The following is a 17,352-nucleotide window of genomic DNA, read 5'->3' on the forward strand; positions in this document are numbered from 1 at the left end:
AGCACACTTTTAAGGCAAATAAAAAATGAGAAACATTTTTTCTCATTTTTATTCATAAAATTCAAATTCAAAATCTAAAATAGATACAGTATCTCCTGCCTGAACACCAGCTACACGCAAAGCATCATCCAAACCAATATGACGCATCTTTTGAGCAAAGCGTTTGATACCGTCATCACTTCCCAGTGAAGCCATCTGAACAATTTTTTCAACACGTTCACCTGTTACGTGCCATTGACCATTACCCATATTATGAATTTCAAATCCAATTTCATCTGGTTTTTGATATGTATATAAAACAGTATTTTCTACTTCCTCGTCTTGAGAAGCAAATGATGGTGTACGGTCCAATAAATCAGCAATCGCATATAAAACCATGTCTACACCTTCTTGAATCAACGCAATCACAGGAAAAACAGGAATATCTTCACCAAGTTGCTCTTTAAAACGTTTTAAATTTTCTTCGGCTTCAGGTTCATCCATCTTATTAGCCACAATAATCTGAGGTCTTTCCAATAAACGATATTTATATTCACCTAATTCTTTATTAATAGCCAGATAATCCTCATAAGGATCACGACCTTCACTACCACCCATATCAATCACATGAACAATCACACGACATCTTTCAATATGACGTAAAAATTGATGACCTAACCCTTTTCCTTGACTGGCTCCTTCAATTAATCCCGGTAAGTCAGCCATGACAAATGAACGACCATCTTTCGACTGTGCTACACCTAAATTAGGTACAATCGTCGTAAAATGATAATCAGCAATTTCTGGTCTAGCACGTGTTACAACTGATAGAAGCGTTGATTTCCCAACTGATGGAAAACCTACTAATCCCACATCTGCAAGTAATTTTAACTCACAGATTAAATTGTATTTTTCACCTGGTTCTCCATGTTCACAAATAGTTGGAGCTGGATTACGGCTTGTCGCAAAACGGGCATTTCCACGTCCACCACGTCCACCTTTAGCGATAACAGCTCTTTGTTTATCTTGTGTTAAATCCGCCAGAACACGACCACTATCTTCATCATAAATAACTGTTCCTACAGGAACTTTTAAAATCATGTCTGCCCCATCAGCTCCATGCATCTTTTTTGCCATTCCCTGACCACCATTTTTTGCTTTATACTCACGGTGATATCTAAAATCCAATAAAGTCGATAAAGAAGTTGTGGCTTCAAAAATGATACTGCCACCTTTTCCACCATCACCACCGGCTGGACCACCTTTAGGAACATAGGCTTCTCGACGAAAAGCAACAACACCATCGCCACCTTTTCCAGCTTCAACATATATATGTACCTTATCAATAAATTTCATCTTTTCACCTTCTTTCTCTTTTTTCAAAAAAAAGAACCCCTCTATAAGGGATTCCTATTAAGCAGCTGGGTAAACAGAAACTTTCTTTCTTGATCTTCCATCTCTTTCAAATTTCACAACACCATCTACTTTTGCAAATAAAGTGTCATCTCCACCTTTTCCAACATTTACACCTGGATGAATTTTTGTTCCTCTTTGTCTGTAAATGATAGAACCAGCAGTACAGAATTGCCCATCAGATAATTTAGCTCCTAATCTTTTAGATTTAGAATCACGACCATTCTTTGTTGATCCTACCCCTTTTTTAGAAGCGAATAATTGTAAATCTAACTTAAACATCATGGTTTCATACCTCCATCTTCTCAATTTTCATGTATTTTGAATAAGATTCCTCAACCGTTTTCAGCATCACTTCAAATGTCCCTAGCACCACTTGAATCTGTTCGTTGTCTTGATGAACCTTTATATCAATCAATCCTTCTTTTAAATCTATTGTTCCTAAATGCTGTAATAAAAATTGATATTGAACCAAAGTGTTCGCTATCCCAACACAAATTGTACTCACACCAGCACATACCAAATCCTTACCATATTCAGCACTTTGTGCATGACCTGAAACAGTCACCTGCACAATCGATTGATTATGTTTTTTGATTACTGCTTTAATCATTATTCAGCAGCTTCACTAGCTTCTTGTTTTGCTTTTCTAGCTGTTTTTTTAATATCTTTGATCACTAATTTTGTATAAGGTTGTCTATGTCCTTGTTTTTTGTGATAATGTTTCTTAGGATTGTATTTATAAATTAATACTTTCTTTTCTTTTCCATGTTTTTCAACTTGAGCCGTTACAGTTGCTCCTTTAATATAAGGATTCCCAATTTTATTTGTTTTATCTCCAATAAATAAAACTTTATCTAAAACAACTTCTTCTCCTTCAGCAACATCTAATTTTTCAACAAAAATAGTATCTCCAACTTCAACTTTTAATTGTTTTCCACCAGTTTCAATAATTGCGTACATGATGTACCTCCTTCTTTTCTATAATAATCTCAGACTCGCCAATCAAGGCAGCTATGCTTTAATACCTTGCATGTGCGGTTGTAGCTAGAGGTCTACAACATGAGTATATTATCATTTTATCATCTTATCGTCAATATTTTTTTAAAACATTCTCATTTCTTTATTGATTTCTTGGATGAGAATGATCATAAACCTCTTTTAAATGCTGATTGGTAATATGAGTATAGACTTGGGTTGTTGATAAATTGGCATGTCCTAACAACTCTTGAACAACACGAATATCAAGACCCTGTTCCAATAAATGAGTTGCAAAAGAATGACGAATCGTATGTGGATGAATCTTCTTAGTTGGATCATAATTTTTCACAACCCGATCCACAATATCTTCAACACCACGATTTGTAAGTGGTTTTCCTAATTTATTAACAAATACATAATTATGATCTTGATGTGCTTTCATCATGATTTCATAACGATCATTTTCAATATAATCTTTCAGCCACTTGGCAGCCAAATCATGAAAAGGCACATAACGATCCTTCCCACCTTTTCCATGAATAAACAATAACTGTCTGGAAAAATCAATTTGTGACAACTGCATTTCAACGACTTCCAGACAACGTAGCCCTGAGGCATACATCAATTCCAACATAGCTTTATTACGACGCCCTAAAACTGTATGTGTATCAATACTATCTAATAAATCCAACATTTCATCCATATAAAGAAAGTCTGGTTGACGCTGTGGTTCTTTTAAAGACTCAACCAAAAGGAATGGATTATCATCAAGCAATTCTTCTTTTTGTAAATAACGATATAATCCTCTTAAACTGCTCATTTTATGATTAATCGTTTTAGGTGATAAACTTTTAGTATGTAAATATGCCAGATAACCTCTTAAAAAAGAATATTGAACAGCCCCAAAGCTTTCTATACCTTCACGATGACAATAGTCAATAAATTCATAAATATCTCTTTGATACCCCGTAACTGTTAAAGCAGAATACTTTTTGACATATTGTAAATAAGACAAGTAGTCATTTGCCATTTTTGCAAAATCAGACATGACTTAAAAAATCCTCCATCACTGTTATTGCACGATTTGCATAAGCTTCTTTACGTTCTTTTTTCTTCACACGTGTCAAAAGATCTGGCAAAATACCAAAATTAGCTTTCATAGGTTGAAAATTATTTTCATCCCCATGTGTAATATAATAAGCCAATGATCCCATCACTGTTTCACGAGGGAAAATAAGCAGTGGCTGTTTTTGTAAATATCTTGCCATATTCATTCCCGCAACCATACCACTTTGCGCAGACTCTACATATCCTTCTACTCCTGTCATTTGTCCAGCAAAAAACAAATCATCACGATTTATAAATTGATAAGTTTCTCGAAGATAACGTGGCGAACATATAAAGCAATTACGATGCATCACACCATAACGCACAATTTTCGCATTTTCTAAACCGGGAATCATATGAATAATACGTTCCTGTTCTCCCCATTTTAAATGTGTCTGAAAACCAACGATGTTGTATAATGAACCCACTGCATTATCCTGTCTTAACTGAACAACCGCATAGGGTCTTTGTCCGTCTTTTTCTAATCCTACTGGTTTCATTGGTCCAAAAAGCAATGTCTGTTGACCACGTCTGGCAATTTCTTCAAAAGGCATACAACCTTCAAAAAACTTTTCTTCAAAATCTTTGGGTTTGACAACTTCAGCATTGATTAAAGCATCATAAAAAGCTTCAAATTCTTCTTTGGTCATTGGACAATTAATATATTCGGCATCACCTTTATCATAACGAGATTTCATATAAGCTTTTGAAAAATCAATACTTTCTTTTTCAATGATAGGAGCTGCCGCATCATAAAAATAGAAATAATCTTGTTGTAATAAATCTTGAATCTTTTGTGACAAATGAGTACTTGTCAACGGACCTGAAGCAATGATTGTCGGTCCTGCTGGAATCTCAGTAACTTCTTCTCTTACAATCTCAATAAGAGGTTGAGATTCAATATATTCAGTAATCGCTTTTGAAAAACCCTCACGGTCAACAGCCAGCGAACCACCCGCTGGTACTTGATGTTCCCTTGCAAATTTGATAATGAGGCTGTTATTCATTTCCATCTCTTTTTTTAAGACACCCACTGCATTATTTAATCCATCCGCTCTTAATGAATTAGAACAGACCAGTTCCGCAAAATATTCTGTTTTATGAGCTCCCGTTGTCTGATGTGGACGCATTTCATAGAGGCGAACAGGAATCTGACGTAAAATCAGCTGATGTGCCGCTTCCACTCCTGCTAATCCACCACCAATAATATTGACTCTTTCCATATTTTTTCCTTTCTAAAAAGTCCCATATGGGACTTTTATTTAATAATTGTTTTGCATTTTGGATAAGCTGAACAAGCTTTAAATTCTCCAAAACGTCCTTTTTTAATGACAATAGGACTACCACAATTAGGACAAACTTCATCCGTCATAACTGGTTCAGCTTTCTTCTTTTCACTTTTAATATATTTACATTCAGGATAATTAGAACAAGCTTCAAACTTGCCATAGCGTCCTGTCTTATACACCATTGGACTACCACATTTTGGACAGTTTTCTCCTGTATATTCAATCGTTTCTGGCTCTTTTTTAATATACTTACAAGTTGGATAATTTGAACAAGCAACAAATGAACCATATTTTCCTTTACGAATAACTAAATCCCCACCACATTCTGGACACGTTTCTCCTGTTTTTTGTGGTTGAATCTGCTCCATTTTCTCATAAGCATTAGCAAGTAATGGTTCAAACTTATCTTCAAAAGTTGTTAAAGCATGTACATAATCATCATGCCCTTCCGCAATTTCATCTAACTCCTGTTCCATTTGTGCTGTATATTCAACATTAATAATACTATCAAAAAATTCAACCAGTTTATCATTCGTTAAAATACCAGATTCAGTAGGTTTAAATGCCTTATCAATGACTTCAACATATTGTCTTGTCACAATTGTATCAATAATACTTGCATAAGTACTTGGACGTCCAATTCCTAAATCTTCAAGTTCTTTAATCAATTTTGCTTCACTATAACGTGCTGGTGGTTTTGTAAAGTGTTGTGACTTTTGAATATCTTGGCTTAAAAGTTTTTCATCCACCACAACTTCTGGAAGCAATTCATCATTTTGCTTTTCATAAGCTCCATAAACTCTTAAATATCCATCAAATTGAATAACCGAACCACTCGCTCTAAATTCATAGCCATTGTTATCTAATGAAAGTGTTGTTGCATTTAACTTAGCCGGTGCCATCAAAGAAGCCATCGCTCTAGCATAAATTAAAGCATATAATTTATATTCATCATGACTTAAATATTCTTTCACACTTTCTGGTGTACGCATAATACTTGTTGGTCTAATTCCTTCATGGGCATCTTGGACATTTTCTTTTTTCTTAGAAACCTTGACATTACCTACATAATCTTTTCCGTATTTTTCACTAATATACTGCTTTGTTTCATGAATAAAACTTTCTGATAAACGAATCGAATCCGTTCTCATATACGTAATCAAACCAACTGTTTCATTTCCAATATCTACCCCTTCATAAAGCTTTTGAGCAATCATCATTGTACGTTTTGCCTTAAAGTTTAATTTAGAAGAAGCTTCCTGTTGTAAAGTTGATGTAATAAACGGTGGTTTAGATGCACGTTTCTTTTGTGATTTTTTAACATCACTAACAATAAATTCTTTATTTAAAGATTCATATACCGCATTTGTTTCTTCTTCATTATGAAGCTCAATCTTATGATGATTATGTTTAGCCAATTCAGCTTCAAACATGATATCATCTTTTTCAAAGATAGCTTTGACTTTCCAGTATTCTTCTGGAACAAACGCTTCTATTTCTTTTTCTCTTTCACAAATCAATCTCAATGCCACTGATTGAACACGTCCAGCTGATTTTGATTTAATCTTCTTTTGTAATAATTTAGAAAGTTTAAATCCAATAATACGATCTAAAACCCTTCTTGTCTCCTGAGATTTCACAAGATTCTGATCAATTGTACGAGGATTTTTTAAAGCATTAATAACAGCATCATGTGTAATCTCATTAAAAACGATACGATTCGTTAAAGTTTCATCCAAGCCTAAAACTTCAGCCAGATGCCATGAAATAGCTTCCCCTTCACGGTCAGGGTCAGTTGCCAAATAAACATAATCTGCTTCTTTGACACATTTCTTCAATTCCTTAACAACATCTTTTTTATCCTTATTAATGACATAATGTGGTTTAAAATCATTTTCCACATCAACTCCTAAACCACCTTTTCCAGTGGTTGCCAAGTCCCTAATATGTCCTTTTGATGAAGTCACTTCAAAATCAGCACCCAAATACTTTTGAATTGTTTTTGATTTTGAAGGTGATTCGACAATCACTAAATTCTTACCCATCATATTACCTCCTACGTGTTTTCTATTATTAAGTCTTTTTTCTAATTTGTCAACCATAATCTTCATCTTCCATAATATCCTGAGCACTTGAAACAAGTCTGGCTCCCTGTTTAATCAATTCATTACAACCTTCATAATCATCAAAACGTCCGGGAATACAATAAATCTCCTTTCCCTGTTCTAAAGCATAACCTGCAGTAATCATTGTTCCACTTTTCTGTTTGGCTTCGCTAATCAATAAACTATAGGACAGGCCAGCAATAATACGATTACGAAAAGGAAATAGACGCTTTTGTGGTGCCGTATAAAAAGGATATTCACTTAAAACCAATTGATGTTTTTTCAGTTCCTCATATAACAATCCATTTTCCTTAGGATAGCAATATTCAATCCCAGTTCCTAGAACAGCAATTGTTTTCCCACCATAAGCAATCGCATTCTGATGAGCTACTGTATCAATACCTCGTGCCATTCCACTGACAATGGTATACCCATTTTGAACCAAATCTTTCACAAAAAGATGCGTTGCACGTTTCCCATAATCACTCATCTGACGCATTCCTACCACACCAATCGTCTTTGTTTTCAACAAAGATAAATCACCATAGTAGTATAAAACAAATGGTGGACAGTTAATCTGTTTTAATAACTCTGGATACTCATCACTAAAGATTGTTATGTACTGACATTTCATTTGTTTTATTAACTCCACTTTTAATCTTTCATTCACTCTTTCTTTATTCATTAAAGCATTATAGATTTTTTGAAAATCTCCATCATACTTTAAAGAAAAATACAATACTAATTCTTCCATATAATTACCCTCCTATTATTTATATACGCAAAAATTTTGTATTTTTCTTTTTTTCTATGAAAATTTTTTTAAAATTAAAAACAATTCATACTTTTTGAATTGTTTTTAATCAATTATACATCTTAAAAATCATCAAACAAACTCATTTGCTGATTCAAAACATCAATAACAGGTTGAAAAGAACGTCGATGAATAGGAGTCACTCCGTATGCTTTTAAAGCTTCTTTATGTTGTTTTGTTGGATAGCCTTTATGTTTTTCAAAACCATATTCGGGATAAATCTTGGCATAATCATTCATGATATGGTCACGTGTCACTTTTGCTAAAATACTGGCAGCACCAATACTCAAAGACTTAGCATCTCCTTTGACAATCGCTTGATGTTCAATCACATCACCTAGTGGCATAGCATCTGTCAAAGCATAATCTGGTCGAATAGAAAGATGATCAATCGCATCAATCATCCCTTTTTTACTGGCTTGATAAACATTAAGGCGATCTACATCTGCAACATCAATAATTTCAATCTGATAGGCCAATGCTTCTTGAATAATAATCTGATAGAGTTCTTCACGCTTTTTTTCAGTAAGTTTTTTAGAATCGTTAATCTTATCATTATAATATCCTTGAGGGAAAATGACTGCTCCTACAACTAAAGGTCCTGCCATTGGTCCACGTCCTGCTTCATCCAGTCCTACAATATATTTCTTTCCTAAATCATAAGCCTGTTGTTCAAACTTTAAACGTTCACACATGAAAGATCCTCCCAAGTGATTTTTCCAATACTACCATCATTAATTTCACTGAAGAAAACTTCCATAACTCGATCATAATCCGTTTCACCTTTCAAAGGTTTGATTTTTCTCACTTTAGCAATATGATCAAATGCATCAACAATCCAGTTTTCATTTTCTAAATCAATTTCCAATTGATATCGGTCTTTTAATAATTGAGGATAATGCAAAGATAAATAACGCATGGCCGCAATAAATAAATCATCTAAAGGTAAAATACTTTGTTTAATTGAACCAAGTAAAGCTATGTTTTGTGCAACATGTGCATCATCTAATTTAGGCCATAGAACACCCGGTGTATCAAACAATTCAAAATCTTTCGCAACTCTAATGATTTGTTGTGCTTTTGTCACACCCGGTTTATTCCCCGTGACTGTTGCCTTTCGATTAGCCAGTCTATTAATAAAAGTAGATTTACCTACATTAGGTATTCCTAACACCATTGCTCTCATAGCACGTGGTTTTAAACCTCTGGCTTTTTCTTTTTCCATTTTATCCTTTAATACATAACGACATTTTTCAATGATTTTTTGATATTCATTAAAATTTTTCAAGTTCACACTCATAGCCTGATAACCACATTGTTCATAATATTGTACCCATTGTTTGGTATATTGATCATCAGCCATATCTTTTTTTGTTAAAATGATAAAACGAGGTTTATTTTTGATGATTTCATTAATCATTGGATTTTTAGAAGAATACGGAGCACGTGCATCTACCAGTTCAATCACAATATCAACAACTTTGATTTTTTCACTGATTTCCCTTCTGGCTTTTGCCATATGACCCGGAAACCAATGAATATTCATTTTTGTATTTTCATTAGCCATAACGACACCTCCTTAATCAATCCACTGAATATCAGAAAAAGGATAAATCACTAACCCTTTCATACCCACAATATCATCCAATCGAAAAGGTCCTAATTCTCTTGAATCGGTTGAACGCAAACGATTATCACCCATTACAAAATATTCACCATCTGCTAAAGTCACTTCAAAATCATCAGTAAATTGATCAACATTATAAGTAATTTTTGCTTTTTCAACAAAATCATCATCTAAAAAATCTTGTTCAATATGATTTCCATTAATATACAATTCATCATTCATAAACTTCACTGTTTCATTAGGTAAACCAATCACTCTTTTAATGATTTTTTCATTCAACTGTTGACTATTTAAAACAACGATATCAAAACGTTGAATATTATCTTCTTGAATACCTGTTGCATTAATCATAGCAATACTGTGATCATGGAGAGTATTCTCCATTGAAACACCTTCTATTCTCACAGGAATAACGACAAACTTAAAAATACCAATTGTCAGTGCAATCACAACAATAATTTCAATAAGAGAAATATATATTTTCTTTTTATTCACACTTATCGCTCCTTGTATCATATTCAAACACTTTTTATTATAACTTTAAATAATCAAAAAGGCTAGAAAAAAAAGTATGGGAAAATCCCATACTTCCTATTTACGAATTTCTTTAATTCTTGCAGCTTTTCCAGATAATCCACGTAAGTAATGTAATTTAGCTCTACGTACTTTACCAATTTTAGCAACTTCAATTCTATCAATAATTGGTGAATGAAGTGGGAAAACTCTTTCTACACCAACTTGGTAAGAAATTTTTCTGACTGTAAAAGTTTCAGAAATTCCTCCACCTTTTCTAGCGATACAAACACCTTCAAATAACTGAGTACGTGTTTTGTCACCTTCTTGAATTTTAACATAAACTTTTAAAGTATCTCCAGGTTTAAAATCTGGAATGTCATTTCTTAATTGTTTTTTTGTAATTTCTTGTACTAATTGCATATTCATGATATGACTTCCTCCTTCACAATATTTATCTACGAAGTTCATACGTTATGTAACCAGCGGAGCTTCTGCGTCCAAAGACTTAAAGATATTATCATTTTTCATCATGAAAATCAATCTTTTTTTGTGATTTTCTCTAATATTTTCAATTCTTCATCACTCAACACTCTATTTTTTAATAAATCTGGACGTTTGAGATAAGTTTTTCTTAAAGACTGTTCTAAACGCCATTGACGAATATTTTCATGATGACCACTCATCAAAACATCTGGAACACAATTGCCATCGTATTCATAGGGACGGGTATATTGAGGATATTCTAACAACCCTTGACTAAATGAATCATCTTCGTGTGAAGCTTCACGAATAGCACCATCTAATAAACGAATAATCGCATCACAGCATACCATACTGGCTAATTCTCCACCCGTTAAGACATAATCACCAATTGATAACTCCATATCCACATAATCACGGATACGTTCATCGAAACCTTCATAATGACCACAAATAAAGATAAGATGTTTTTCCAAAGACAACTGATAACTTAACTGCTGATGGAGAGTCTGACCTTGTGGTGACATCAAAATCACAAGACTGTCAGGAGTTGTCAATGTCTTTAAACAATCAATAATAGGTTGACACATCAAAACCATCCCCTGTCCTCCACCATAAGGATAATCATCTACTTTTTTATGTTTATTATCAGCAAATTCACGAAAATTATGAATATGAACATCCACAACCTGTGAATCAATAGCACGTTTGATAATAGAAGTCTTTAAAAAGCCATCAAACATCTCTGGAAACAATGAAAGAATATCAATCTTCATCATAGAAACCTTCAATCAAATGAACATCGATACGTTGATGTTCAATATCTTCATTTGTTATAAAAGCATCCACATAAGGAATCATGATTTTTTGTTGACCTTGTACAACTAAAATATCATGATGATCATATAATTGAACATCTTGAACTTTCCCAATATATTTTCCATCATTATAGACTTCGCATCCAATAATATCACTAATATAATATTCATTTTCATCCAACAAACTCTCATCCTTCATCGCATAAAGTAAACATCCTTTATACTTTTCAACTAAATTAATGTCACGATAACCTTCAAAAGTCACAAGAATATGTCCTTTATGAATACGATATGAAGCCACAGTCATTTCCATCTTTTGTCCCTGATAATCAATAAAAAGCTGAGCTCCTCTCGCAAATCTTTCAGCCACAAAATCCGTTGAAGATTTCACTTTTAATTCTCCTTTAATACCATGTGTATTGACAATTTTACCCACAATCACTTGATCCATAATGAGCCTCCCTGATATAAAAAATAGATGTGCCAACCACATCTATTCTCCATAAGATTCAAATTTGATGTCTAATTTTTGATGATTTAAACGTCCACTTACTGACATAAATTGACGTATAGAATTAGCCATCATACCTTTTCTACCAATAAGTCTTGCAATATCACTCTTTGAAGCATAGACATATAATACAATTGTATCTTCATCTAATGAAGGCATCTGTCTGACTTCTAATTTATCTTTTTCAACAACAAGTTCTCTTGCAAGATCCTGTAAAGTTTTGACGTAATCCACTTTTTATCACCAGCTTATTTTTTTGCTTTTAAATCAGCAAATTTTTTCATAATACCTTTTTGGCTTAATAAGTTTCTTACAGTATCAGATGGTTGAGCACCTTTGCTTAACCAAGCTAAAGTTTCTTCTTCTTTAATTGTGACAACTGCTGGATTTTGTCTAGGATCATAAGTTCCTAATTGTTCTAAGAAACGTCCATCTCTAGGCATTCTTGAATCAGCTGCTACAATTCTATAAAATGGTGATTTTTTTGCACCCATTCTTTTTAATCTAATTTTTACTGCCATTAAATTTTCCTCCATTTATTGATTTTGCTTTCCTAGTATAACACATATAAATCATCTGTCAAGTATTTTTACTTAACATCTTTTGTTTTTAGCGAAATGATATATCTTACAACTTCTTTAAATAATAGACCAATACATGTAATGATGATTGTTAAAATCATTTGAGCATATGTCAACATTGTTAAATGTAATAACTGATGGAACAAGATAATTGCCAAGATAAACCCTAAAACCATTGTCACACAGACAAACAGACGTAATTTATTCATTGGAAAACTGCTGACAATGACTGCCTGCATACTTATACATGCCAGTGCCAGATACATCATTGTTACACTTTGTTCCATTGGAATATGGAAAAGTGGACGTCCTGTATAAATTAATAGGAAACACAATAAAACACCTGAAGCATGAGGAATTGTATTTTTAAAAACTGTTGGTAAAAATTTTCCTTTGATTTTGTGTGTTTGAGGCTCTAATAATGTTAAAAATGATGGATAAGCTTCAATAGCAAAGTCAATCAAAGTGATCTGGATAGGAATAAACGGAAATGGAATATTACAGATAGCACAGGCAATCGTTAAAATAATAGAATATATGGTTTTAATAAAGAAAACACTTGCAACTCTTGTTAAGTTATTAACAACACGACGGCCTTCTAAAACAACATGAGGTAAACATGAAAATTCTGAATTCAATAAAACAATCTGTGATAACTGTTTGACTGCTTCACTTCCTTCAGCAATCGCAATACTACAGTCCGCTTCTTTTAAAGCCAACATATCATTGACACCATCACCTGTCATTGCGACAGTATGTCCCTGTCTTTTTAAAGCTTCTACCAGCCATTTCTTTTGTTGAGGTGTCACACGTCCAAAGACAGAATATTGGTTGACCAATTCATCCATATGACTTTGTCCGTTTTGATATTCACTCATATCAATATAACGATCATAATTTTTTAATCCAGCCATTTGAGCAATTTTAGAAACCGCCAAAACATGATCTCCTGAAATGATTTTAACATCAACCCCTTGACTATCAAAGTACGCTAATGTTTTTTCTACATCTTTACGAATCATATCTGTTAAAATAATCGCCAATATTGGTGTTACTTCTGGTAATGTTTTTTTAGCATCAACGACATTTTGAGTATAAGCAATAATAATAACACGTTTTCCTGATTCAATTTGTTGCATTAAAGAAGCAGGTAATTCTTTCATCAAACGTTCTGGTGCTCCCATGACAATGCTTCCAAAACCCTCAAAAGTCATAGCACTCCATTTTCTCTGTGAAGAAAAGGCAACTTTCTGACTTGGCAGATGATGGTCATTCAATGTGAAATCTTCACATATCGCCTGATATGTTGCATTATTATCATCACTATAATGCAAATAAGAACCAAAATAATCTAAAAATTGTTGAGAAGGTTGAGTAGATAAATTCTCTACTTTTTCAACTTTCATTTTTCCATTAGTAATTGTCCCTGTCTTATCCAAACATAAAGTATCGACATGAGCCAATGTTTCTAAAGAATAAATATCTTGAATCAATATTTTTTGTTTTGCCAGTTTAGTAACCCCAGCTGCTAAACTAACACTCATTAATAAGACAAGACCTTTCGGTAACATTCCTAGCAATCCTGCTGAAGAACTAATAACGGCTTCTGATAAAAGATCATGTCTTAAAAAATAAGCTTCTAAAAACAAAATAATACCTAAAGGGACAATCATAAAGCTTGTCACTTTTGTGACTTTTCGCATTGAGTTTAATAACTCTGATTGTAATTCTTTGGCTTTTTTGACTTCATTTGTTAAACGTGATGTATAATTATCATCCCCAACATGAACAACTTGAGCATAGCATTTTCCACTAATAACACTACTTCCTGAAAGCAGACTGCTTTCTATTGTTTTATGAATAGCATCAGATTCTCCTGTCAATAAAGATTCATTGGCTTCAATCTCACCATCAATCACAACACTGTCACAACAAATCTGATCTCCTGCCTCTAAAACCATCACATCATCCATAACAATTTCATTGACATCAATAGTCTGTTGTTTTTGATCTCTTAAGACTTTGACATGAGGAATCATTAATAATGATAATTCATCAACCAGTTTTTTAGCATGAATTTCCTGAATAATACCAATACAGACATTCGTAATAATAATAACAATAAAAACCAGATTTGACCATGCTCCAACAAGAGCTAAAGCAATCGCAATCAAAACATTTAATAAGTTGAATAATGTACATATATTTTCACGAAAAATCTGTGAATAACTCTTACTGATTGTTTTTTGTTGCTGATTAACAGCACCCGCTTGCTGACGTTCAAAAACCTCCTGCTGGGTTAAACCATATTCTCGCTTTTGTTCCATGATAAACATTCTCCATTTCCAAAATTCATATTTATATAAAAGACTTATTGATTATAACACCAATAAGTCTTTTTGACTATCTTTTCTTTTTCTTCTTATGTCTTTCTTTTTTACGATTAGGATTGATAGGTGCACGTTTTTGTGGCTTTTGCGTAGGTAACCCTGTTGTTGGATCAAGATTACCCATTTGTTTCATCATCTGTTTAGAAGCTTCAAACTGCTTTAAAAGACGATTGATATCTGCAACGCTTCTTCCACATCCTTTCGCAATTCTTTCTTTACGTTTGGCATTTAAAATAGAAGGATCACGTCTTTCTTCCAACGTCATCGAATAAATGATAGATTCTGTCATTTTTAACTTTTTATCAGTATCTTCATCATTGATCTGTGGCATTTTAGGCATTCCCGGAATCATCTTTAAAATACCTGATAAAGGTCCTAATTTACGAACTTGATGCATTTGTTCAAGCATATCATCCAAGCCGAATGTTCCACGTTTCATACGTTCAAAAGTTTTCATTGTTTCTTTTTCATCATAAACATCTTGAACTTTTTCAACTAATGAAACAACATCCCCCATACCTAAAATACGATCAGCCATACGATCTGGATAGAATAAATCAATCGCATCCAGTTTTTCACCTGTTCCAATAAATTTAATAGGTACATGTGTAATATGACGAATAGATAAGGCACCCCCACCACGAGAATCCCCATCTAATTTTGTTAAAACTGCCCCTGTAATTTGTAAATGATCATGGAATGATTGGGCAACATTGACAATATCCTGTCCTGTTAAAGCATCGACAACCAATAAAATTTCATTAGGATGAACAATATCTTTAATATTTTGTAATTCATTCATCAAAGGTTCATCAATATGTAAACGTCCTGCTGTATCGATCAAAATCACATCATGATGATTTTGTGAAGCATATGTCATAGCTTCACTCACGATTTGTTCAGCTTTGACATCAGTTCCTTTTTCAAACACTGAAATATCTAGCTGTTCTCCTAGTGTTTTTAACTGATCTACTGCTGCAGGACGATAAATATCCGCAGCTACCAGCAATGGATTTTTACTATATTTTTGAGCCAGTAATTTAGCGATTTTTCCAGATGTTGTTGTTTTCCCTGAGCCTTGTAAACCAACCATCATAATGACAGTAGGCTTAGAAGATAAATCCAATTCACTAACAGTAGTCCCTAATAATTCTACCAGTTCATCATGAACAATTTTAACAACAACCTGCCCCGGTTTTAATGACCCCAGTACATCTTGTCCTAAAGCCTTTTCTTTTGTATTAGCAATAAACTCTTTAACAACCTGAAAGTTAACATCTGCTTCAAGTAATGCCAAACGAATTTCTCGAAGCATTTCATCCATGTTTTCTTCTGTTAAAGTCGCCTGTCCTCTAATCTTTTTTAAGCTCTCCTGCAATCTTTCTGAAAGAGATTCAAAAGCCATAATTCATCCTCCTATATTTTCTTCAACATTTCTAAATAATCCTGCAACTCACTACCTATTTGTTGATTTTCAATCTTTTCAATCAAAGCCATACGTTGTAAATGTTTCTCCATCAAATGAAGTTTGGCTTCATATTCTTCTAAACTTTTCACTGCACGTTTTAATTGATCATAAACGGCATTACGAGAAACATGAAAATCATCGGCGATTTCCGATAAAGACAAATCTTCTTCATAATACAAAGACAAATATTGCCTTTGCTTATCCGTCAACAAATCTTCATAACAATCCATTAACAAATTCACACGTTGTGTTTTTTCTAAATCCACAGTCATCTTATTTCTCCAATAATCCTTTGCATAAACCATAAATATATTGTTCAAGATCAAATTCCTGTAAATCATCCATTTGTTCTCCAAGTCCAACAAATTTAACAGGAATATTCAAAGCATCTTTAATAGATAAAACAATACCTCCTTTGGCTGTTCCATCCATCTTTGTCAAAACAAGACCAGTAATATTCGTAATTTTAGAGAATTCCTGTGCCTGTGAAACACCATTTTGACCTGTTGTGGCATCAATAACCAATAACGTTTCCTGCGGTCCTTGAGGAACAACACGTTTAATGATACGGTTCATCTTTTCTAATTCATTCATTAAGTTGACTTTATTTTGTAAACGTCCTGCTGTATCACAAATAAGAACATCGACATTTTTTTCTTTAGCTCGTTTTAAAGCATCAAAGACAACCGAAGATGGATCACCACCCTCTTTTCCTTTGACACATTCAATTCCTAAACGTTTGGCCCAGACATCCAGCTGATCAATCGCTCCAGCTCTGAATGTATCACCAGCTGCAACCATAACCGTTTTGCCTTCATTTAACATCATATGAGCCAGTTTTGCTATCGTTGTTGTCTTTCCAGCCCCATTGACACCAATCATTAAAATCACAGTTAAATCCTCAGAGTCATAATTAATCTTTGTTGTCATATAAGAATCATTAGCATAAATGACAAACATTTTATCAATAATAATTTCATTAATCTCCTTAGGATCCCTTATATTCTGTAAACGTACTTCCTTCTTGATTTCATCAACAATTGTCATCACCATGTTGACACCAACATCACTCATAATCAAAATATTTTCAAGTTCTTCAAAATAATCATCATCAATTTCACGATAACGTGCTGCTAATTCATTGATTTTTGAAGAAAAAGATGTATTTGATTTATCTAAACCAGCAACATATTTATCATTTTGCTTGGCAGACTTTCCCACTAATGTTTCTTTAATTTTACTAAAAAAACCCATAGACATCCTCCTCAAGTTG

The 17,352-nt window shown here is 33.4% G+C and carries 20 protein-coding genes and 1 other annotated feature; all 20 genes read right to left on the reverse strand.

What is annotated here, in order from left to right; all coding sequences use genetic code 11:
- Nucleotides 1–48 precede the first annotated feature (48 nt).
- Entirely contained in the window at nt 49–1,335 is a 1,287-nt protein-coding gene (gene obgE, locus B5E75_RS03310; RefSeq protein WP_087357428.1) for a GTPase ObgE, read from the reverse strand.
- 57 nt (nt 1,336–1,392) lie between these two features.
- Nucleotides 1,393–1,677: a 50S ribosomal protein L27 gene (gene rpmA, locus B5E75_RS03315; protein WP_087357364.1), complete on the reverse strand. Its 285-nt coding sequence runs from the start codon at nt 1,675–1,677 to the stop codon at nt 1,393–1,395.
- A 4-nt stretch (nt 1,678–1,681) separates the two neighbouring features.
- Nucleotides 1,682–2,005: a ribosomal-processing cysteine protease Prp gene (locus B5E75_RS03320; protein ID WP_087357365.1), complete on the reverse strand. Its 324-nt coding sequence runs from the start codon at nt 2,003–2,005 to the stop codon at nt 1,682–1,684.
- Complete coding sequence (gene rplU / locus B5E75_RS03325) at nt 2,005–2,355, reverse strand: 50S ribosomal protein L21 (protein ID WP_087357366.1); 351 nt, start codon at nt 2,353–2,355, stop codon at nt 2,005–2,007. Before rplU ends, B5E75_RS03320 begins: the two co-directional genes overlap by 1 nt.
- 21 nt (nt 2,356–2,376) lie before the next feature.
- Nucleotides 2,377–2,445, reverse strand: a sequence feature (ribosomal protein L21 leader region).
- A gap of 70 nt (nt 2,446–2,515) precedes the next feature.
- Nucleotides 2,516–3,421, reverse strand: coding sequence for a tyrosine recombinase XerC (locus tag B5E75_RS03330; protein ID WP_087357367.1), 906 nt, complete (start codon nt 3,419–3,421; stop codon nt 2,516–2,518).
- Entirely contained in the window at nt 3,414–4,703 is a 1,290-nt protein-coding gene (gene trmFO, locus B5E75_RS03335) for a methylenetetrahydrofolate--tRNA-(uracil(54)-C(5))-methyltransferase (FADH(2)-oxidizing) TrmFO (RefSeq protein WP_087357368.1), read from the reverse strand. The genes B5E75_RS03330 and trmFO overlap by 8 nt, the downstream gene beginning before the upstream one ends.
- Before the next feature lie 35 nt (nt 4,704–4,738).
- Entirely contained in the window at nt 4,739–6,814 is a 2,076-nt protein-coding gene (gene topA / locus B5E75_RS03340) for a type I DNA topoisomerase (RefSeq protein ID WP_087357369.1), read from the reverse strand.
- Nucleotides 6,815–6,863: 49 nt separating this feature from the next.
- Nucleotides 6,864–7,628, reverse strand: a complete 765-nt coding sequence (gene dprA, locus B5E75_RS03345; protein ID WP_087357370.1) for a DNA-processing protein DprA — start codon at nt 7,626–7,628, stop codon at nt 6,864–6,866.
- Between the two features lie 122 nt (nt 7,629–7,750).
- Complete coding sequence (locus B5E75_RS03350) at nt 7,751–8,383, reverse strand: ribonuclease HII (RefSeq protein WP_087357371.1); 633 nt, start codon at nt 8,381–8,383, stop codon at nt 7,751–7,753.
- Nucleotides 8,368–9,255, reverse strand: coding sequence for a ribosome biogenesis GTPase YlqF (gene ylqF / locus B5E75_RS03355; RefSeq protein ID WP_239480040.1), 888 nt, complete (start codon nt 9,253–9,255; stop codon nt 8,368–8,370). Before ylqF ends, B5E75_RS03350 begins: the two co-directional genes overlap by 16 nt.
- A gap of 12 nt (nt 9,256–9,267) precedes the next feature.
- Nucleotides 9,268–9,810, reverse strand: coding sequence for a signal peptidase I (gene lepB, locus B5E75_RS03360; protein ID WP_241146616.1), 543 nt, complete (start codon nt 9,808–9,810; stop codon nt 9,268–9,270).
- Nucleotides 9,811–9,906: 96 nt separating this feature from the next.
- Nucleotides 9,907–10,257 carry a 50S ribosomal protein L19 gene (gene rplS, locus B5E75_RS03365; RefSeq protein WP_087242903.1) on the reverse strand — a complete coding sequence of 117 codons (351 nt, stop codon included), beginning with the start codon at nt 10,255–10,257 and terminating at the stop codon, nt 9,907–9,909.
- 110 nt (nt 10,258–10,367) lie between these two features.
- Complete coding sequence (gene trmD / locus B5E75_RS03370; protein ID WP_087357431.1) at nt 10,368–11,087, reverse strand: tRNA (guanosine(37)-N1)-methyltransferase TrmD; 720 nt, start codon at nt 11,085–11,087, stop codon at nt 10,368–10,370.
- Entirely contained in the window at nt 11,077–11,580 is a 504-nt protein-coding gene (rimM, locus tag B5E75_RS03375; RefSeq protein WP_087357372.1) for a ribosome maturation factor RimM, read from the reverse strand. Before rimM ends, trmD begins: the two co-directional genes overlap by 11 nt.
- 42 nt (nt 11,581–11,622) lie before the next feature.
- A complete protein-coding gene (locus B5E75_RS03380; protein WP_087357373.1) occupies nt 11,623–11,874 on the reverse strand; it encodes a KH domain-containing protein in 252 nt (83 codons plus the stop codon).
- Between the two features lie 14 nt (nt 11,875–11,888).
- Entirely contained in the window at nt 11,889–12,161 is a 273-nt protein-coding gene (gene rpsP, locus B5E75_RS03385) for a 30S ribosomal protein S16 (RefSeq protein WP_087357374.1), read from the reverse strand.
- Nucleotides 12,162–12,229: 68 nt separating this feature from the next.
- Nucleotides 12,230–14,548 (reverse strand): cation-translocating P-type ATPase, encoded by a 2,319-nt coding sequence (locus B5E75_RS03390; protein ID WP_087357375.1) that lies wholly within the window; start codon nt 14,546–14,548, stop codon nt 12,230–12,232.
- Nucleotides 14,549–14,624: 76 nt separating this feature from the next.
- The gene (gene ffh / locus B5E75_RS03395; RefSeq protein WP_087357376.1) at nt 14,625–16,016 is read right to left on the reverse strand and encodes a signal recognition particle protein; all 1,392 of its coding nucleotides are present in this window, start codon (nt 16,014–16,016) and stop codon (nt 14,625–14,627) included.
- An 11-nt stretch (nt 16,017–16,027) separates the two neighbouring features.
- A complete protein-coding gene (gene ylxM / locus B5E75_RS03400; RefSeq protein ID WP_087357377.1) occupies nt 16,028–16,351 on the reverse strand; it encodes a YlxM family DNA-binding protein in 324 nt (107 codons plus the stop codon).
- Between the two features lies 1 nt (nt 16,352).
- Entirely contained in the window at nt 16,353–17,333 is a 981-nt protein-coding gene (ftsY, locus tag B5E75_RS03405) for a signal recognition particle-docking protein FtsY (RefSeq protein WP_087357378.1), read from the reverse strand.
- Nucleotides 17,334–17,352: the final 19 nt, after the last annotated feature.

Origin of the sequence: Massiliimicrobium timonense, assembly GCF_002160865.1 — a bacterium.
GTDB lineage: Bacteria > Bacillota_I > Bacilli_A > Erysipelotrichales > Coprobacillaceae > Allocoprobacillus.

What these genes read in the sequence shown, in the direction of transcription:
- rpmA (WP_087357364.1), bottom strand. Translation starts at nt 1,677, where the DNA reads ATGATGTTTAAGTTAGATTTACAATTATTCGCTTCTAAAAAAGGGGTA.
- rimM (WP_087357372.1), bottom strand. Translation starts at nt 11,580, where the DNA reads ATGGATCAAGTGATTGTGGGTAAAATTGTCAATACACATGGTATTAAA.
- rplS (WP_087242903.1), bottom strand. Translation starts at nt 10,257, where the DNA reads ATGAATATGCAATTAGTACAAGAAATTACAAAAAAACAATTAAGAAAT.
- B5E75_RS03350 (WP_087357371.1), bottom strand. Translation starts at nt 8,383, where the DNA reads ATGTGTGAACGTTTAAAGTTTGAACAACAGGCTTATGATTTAGGAAAG.
- B5E75_RS03320 (WP_087357365.1), bottom strand. Translation starts at nt 2,005, where the DNA reads ATGATTAAAGCAGTAATCAAAAAACATAATCAATCGATTGTGCAGGTG.
- dprA (WP_087357370.1), bottom strand. Translation starts at nt 7,628, where the DNA reads ATGGAAGAATTAGTATTGTATTTTTCTTTAAAGTATGATGGAGATTTT.
- obgE (WP_087357428.1), bottom strand. Translation starts at nt 1,335, where the DNA reads ATGAAATTTATTGATAAGGTACATATATATGTTGAAGCTGGAAAAGGT.
- B5E75_RS03390 (WP_087357375.1), bottom strand. Translation starts at nt 14,548, where the DNA reads ATGGAACAAAAGCGAGAATATGGTTTAACCCAGCAGGAGGTTTTTGAA.
- ffh (WP_087357376.1), bottom strand. Translation starts at nt 16,016, where the DNA reads ATGGCTTTTGAATCTCTTTCAGAAAGATTGCAGGAGAGCTTAAAAAAG.
- ftsY (WP_087357378.1), bottom strand. Translation starts at nt 17,333, where the DNA reads ATGGGTTTTTTTAGTAAAATTAAAGAAACATTAGTGGGAAAGTCTGCC.
- rplU (WP_087357366.1), bottom strand. Translation starts at nt 2,355, where the DNA reads ATGTACGCAATTATTGAAACTGGTGGAAAACAATTAAAAGTTGAAGTT.
- trmD (WP_087357431.1), bottom strand. Translation starts at nt 11,087, where the DNA reads ATGAAGATTGATATTCTTTCATTGTTTCCAGAGATGTTTGATGGCTTT.
- topA (WP_087357369.1), bottom strand. Translation starts at nt 6,814, where the DNA reads ATGGGTAAGAATTTAGTGATTGTCGAATCACCTTCAAAATCAAAAACA.
- rpsP (WP_087357374.1), bottom strand. Translation starts at nt 12,161, where the DNA reads ATGGCAGTAAAAATTAGATTAAAAAGAATGGGTGCAAAAAAATCACCA.
- trmFO (WP_087357368.1), bottom strand. Translation starts at nt 4,703, where the DNA reads ATGGAAAGAGTCAATATTATTGGTGGTGGATTAGCAGGAGTGGAAGCG.
- B5E75_RS03330 (WP_087357367.1), bottom strand. Translation starts at nt 3,421, where the DNA reads ATGTCTGATTTTGCAAAAATGGCAAATGACTACTTGTCTTATTTACAA.
- ylxM (WP_087357377.1), bottom strand. Translation starts at nt 16,351, where the DNA reads ATGACTGTGGATTTAGAAAAAACACAACGTGTGAATTTGTTAATGGAT.
- ylqF (WP_239480040.1), bottom strand. Translation starts at nt 9,255, where the DNA reads ATGGCTAATGAAAATACAAAAATGAATATTCATTGGTTTCCGGGTCAT.